This is a genomic window from Rahnella sp. P4_A8 (assembly GCF_056402435.1).
In genome coordinates, this window is record NZ_JBFUHK010000259.1 from 1 (window position 1) to 1,170 (window position 1,170).

The following is a 1,170-nucleotide window of genomic DNA, read 5'->3' on the forward strand; positions in this document are numbered from 1 at the left end:
TGCTACATCTGAATCGTATCTTTTGAACATTAGTTGAAGGTCTTCAATGGAACCATCAATAGAGCAACCTAAAAATATCCGACACAATTGCTTTGCAAGATGGTTACCGTCCAAATCCAAAAAAACCTTTAAATCCTTAACATCTAAAAACGTCTCTTTTTCCAAAACCCTTTGCCAAAGAGAAACGTCATCCTCAAAATAATAAGAGGTCTTTAAATCATTAGGGTCGTTTAGTTGCTCTGTTGATGAGAAATAAAATTCGTTATATCTGATAGCTTTATCAAAGAAGAAGTCCGGCCTATAATATTTAAATAAGTACACACAGCACCCCCATAAAAAGGCGGAAAATCCACCGTGACCTTTTTTTCATCACTACCATTTTTAAATAGATACATCTGAGGTAGTTTCGTAATTTCTTGCTGAGATATACTTATCTTTTATGATTGGAATGTAAAGCCTTGCCTGGGGATACACCTATTTCCACCACCGTCTGGGAGTATCCACAGTCCGCTCTTGGCACACAACGGCCAAACAGGAACAGGGCACCTATGAGCGAAATGCAGACCTGCAATTACTGTCTGCGTTTCCACTCATCGGCTATATCACCTAAATTTTTTGGAACATCATTACGTATCCAGGCCATAAATTCTCGATTAAATCGAAAGTCGTCCCCACACTCCTTAATCATGAAACGACGGACGTTTTGAGTGTTTTTGTAGTTTTTATCAACATTCGTAGCACGTGTAAGCAATGAGCTATGCCAATCTATTTTCAATTTACAATCCCCCTGTAATGACTCATTTTTTAGCATTCGTTTCATACCCGAAATTGTCTAAACGTCGAATTCATTGCTTGTTAAGAGCGAGGAGCGGACATCGCTATTCATACTTGAATCCACATCAATGGTAGATCTGTGGTTTTGAGAACATCAAAGCATTTTTACAGTGTAATCTAACCAAGCGGGAAGATTTTCTTTGTACCAGTTGAGATATAAATGAAAATCACTTTTCTGCCGTTCATTAAGCAGTACCACTACCTCGGTAACAATCCATGCTTTGGCAATTGCAATTTCTTTAGCCAAATCATTAGGCTTAGAATGGCGAGATATACAGTTATAGCGTTCTGAAAAATCGGTAAATTTTTGTATAGAGCCCATTCCCTTTATTAGGG

Annotated in this window: 1 protein-coding gene and 2 pseudogenes; all 3 read right to left on the reverse strand. The window is 38.0% G+C overall.

The window, feature by feature from the left end; genetic code table 11:
* A pseudogene (locus tag AC1DUO_RS25235) lies at window positions 1-321 on the reverse strand (DUF2971 domain-containing protein); the annotation flags it as partial.
* A 250-nt stretch (window positions 322-571) separates the two neighbouring features.
* Window positions 572-775, reverse strand: coding sequence for a DUF6434 domain-containing protein (locus AC1DUO_RS25240; RefSeq protein ID WP_071842476.1), 204 nt, complete (start codon window positions 773-775; stop codon window positions 572-574).
* Between the two features lie 153 nt (window positions 776-928).
* Window positions 929-1,170: pseudogene (locus tag AC1DUO_RS25245) on the reverse strand (aminoglycoside phosphotransferase); the annotation flags it as partial.